Raw genomic sequence first — 2,736 nt, 5'->3', positions numbered from 1 at the left:
CGTGACCGGCTGTTTCGGAACAGGCGGAAAATCGGTCACGTTGTTAGCGAAATGAGCGGTCACGCGTTAGCGAAATGGTCGGTCACGATGTACCGAAACGGACGGTCACGATGGACCGAAATACGCAGCCATGTCAAGTGGTGTAGGCGGACCACTGGTAGCCACCGAACTTCATGCAATAGGGGCTGGGGATGTGGCATATCAGGCAAACGGAGCATGATTTTTTCTGAAGAAAGGTCTTGTTAAGGCAGACAAGCGCAGATTTTCAGCTACCCATGCGAAACGTCTGGTCATGGGATGGCGATCTGCGCACTGTGCTCCTCGGAAGCGACCAGAGGCTATTGCCTCAATCAAATCTATAGATATACGTGATCTAATGAACTGCTTGTCGCACGGCGATGGCAAAATTCGATATCAGTTGACCTCGAGTCATTGAGACAATTTTGCCTGGAGAGAACGTGGATAGTCCTTGAACATGTCTCGAAACAGCGGTGAAACGATTCTGGCTCCTCGCTCGCTAAGATGATTGTCATCATAGTAAATGGGCCATTCGTCCTTTGAACCGTAACACCTTCCATCGTGGCAGAGGTACGGTAGGGGATCCAGAATGGTTATTCTACACTTTTGCCTTGCTGCGTCCTGAGCCTCCCAGGCAAACGCATTCCGCGTTTGGTACTCCTCCATACTGATAGAGGTACCGCTATTCTTCCCGAGCAAAAATTCCCGCGCTGTGGCCGCCGGCACAGAGGACTTCATTTCTGGAATTGGACGAACCATGAACACCGGGTGATATTTTGCGATTTCACAAGCCGCATTAATCAGGCCTTCTCGCATCTCGTGCAGAAACTCAGGCGTTCGTTCCGTATATTGTTTATCGAAATACACCGTTGGCTTTTGACCTTCGGAAAATCCATGTATATATGCAGACGTTTCATTCATGATGACCACGGGGACAGTGGACGGCAGGCTTTTCTGTTTTTCCAGTGCCCAGCTGACAAACTCACCGCAAGAGGTATTGAGCTGCTTCACGCCCATGAATGTCGGACAGGCGCTGAAGGTCCAATGCAGCACGTTCAGCTTCTTGTCGGGCAGCGCATTTTCGACGGCCGTCATGATGGACGCTGCATGACTGTCGCCGATGACTACCACGCCAAGTTGATCACCTCCGTAGGTACATTCCGGTGTTTTCGTTGTTCCCCCAACATGGCACTGCGTTCTGCGTGGATGAATATTTTGAGCTTCGCTCAAAATCTGTACGTACTTTTCAGGTGGCCGGGCGGGGAATCCATCGTTCATCGCGATTACTTTCCCTATCATGGGGGCAGCGAGCACGCCTGACAGTAATATTGAGGCGGATAATATACGGCTTCTGTTATCGAGAACCTTCTGGGAATTTTGCTCGATGAATCGATATGAAAAATGCCCCAGAATGATCGTTATACCTAGTCCGATGAAAGCGGCGTGAAGGTCCAGATATTCCAGAAAATACAGCCCCACGACCACGGGCCAGTGCCATAGGTAAAGTGAATAAGAGCGGGTCCCCAACCATTGCATAACAACGTTGTTGGTAAATAACGAGTCATTACGGGCGGCGATTAATACCAGAGCCGTACCCAATACAGGCACTAGAGCATGGCCGCCCGGCCAAGTGGTGTTCTTGTCGAATACAAGGATGCTGAAAATAATTAAAGTCAAACCGATGATTTCAACTGTGCGACGTTTCACCGAAGAGAGATTGACATGTGCTCCGAGCAGAAATGTCAAACTACCCGCAAGCATTTCCCAGACCCGCATCGGAAGATAGTAAAAAGCTTTGGTAGGCTCTACACTCGTATAATGTATCGAAGCGCCCAAAGAAATAAGGAAGACGAGCGCGATCATGATTGTGATGAGGGTTCTGCCAGCCTTTATTTTCCAGGCTGCAAGTAGTGCCAACGGAATAGTTAAATAGAACTGCCATTCCACCGCCAGAGACCAGGTGTGCAGCAACCACTTTTCGTGGGAGGCGGAATCAAAATATCCGGCTTCATGCTGGAATTGGATATTTTAGAAGAACAGAACCGCGCTTATGGCATGTTCACCGAGAATGCCATATTCCAGTGGGGCGAGGCAAAACCAGCCCACCGCCAGCAACGTTGCGCATAATATCAATAACGTTGGGAGGATACGCTTCGCCCTCGCCAGGTAGAAACTCCATAACAACGAACCGTAGTGTTTACTTTTTTTCTTCTCGAGGTCTTCGATGATTATTTTTGTCATCAGCAAGCCTGAAATGACGAAAAATATATCTACGCCGGCAAAGCCGCCGGTGATCCCCGGAATATTGAAGTGGTAAAGCATCACCGCCACGACAGCCCAGGCTCTCAGCCCGTTAATGTCGCGTCTGAATTTTTCATTATTTGCGGTTGGTGAAGTAGGGCTCACGATGTGTTGCACTCTCTGGATTCCTGCACGAGCGTAGGTGTTGTCCACACCGCAGATTTCATTGTCATTGGTTGGCCGCTAGCGATTCTAAATCAGTAGTCAGGCTTTGTCCGTTTGTGTTTCGTCGCTAATGGCTGTTCGGCCGGGCCGTTGGCGACGGTCGACGCGACAACCTAGTGTGCTGCCTCAGAAAAAACGTTCTCTTTGGACTGTGATGCCATCGCCTCTCGCGCACGCTGGATCTTGCGCAAGATGTCTTCACCTTTTGCATTCCAGACGTATAGGCTTGGCTGAGCATTGTGTAATGCTAAA

At 49.7% G+C, this 2,736-nt stretch carries 1 protein-coding gene and 2 pseudogenes; all 3 read right to left on the bottom strand.

Annotated elements, in window-relative coordinates; genetic code table 11:
- Positions 1–429: 429 nt before the first annotated feature.
- Positions 430–1,296, bottom strand: a complete 867-nt coding sequence (locus tag ACZYSM_RS29010) for an SGNH hydrolase domain-containing protein (protein ID WP_489077079.1) — start codon at positions 1,294–1,296, stop codon at positions 430–432.
- Positions 1,297–1,440: 144 nt separating this feature from the next.
- Positions 1,441–2,424, bottom strand: a pseudogene (locus tag ACZYSM_RS29005) (acyltransferase family protein); the annotation flags it as partial.
- 173 nt (positions 2,425–2,597) lie between these two features.
- Positions 2,598–2,736 (bottom strand): annotated as a pseudogene (locus ACZYSM_RS29000) (IS630 family transposase); the annotation flags it as partial.

Source organism: Pseudomonas sp. F220 (genome assembly GCF_057813935.1).
This window is presented reverse-complemented; position numbering and strand designations above follow the sequence as displayed.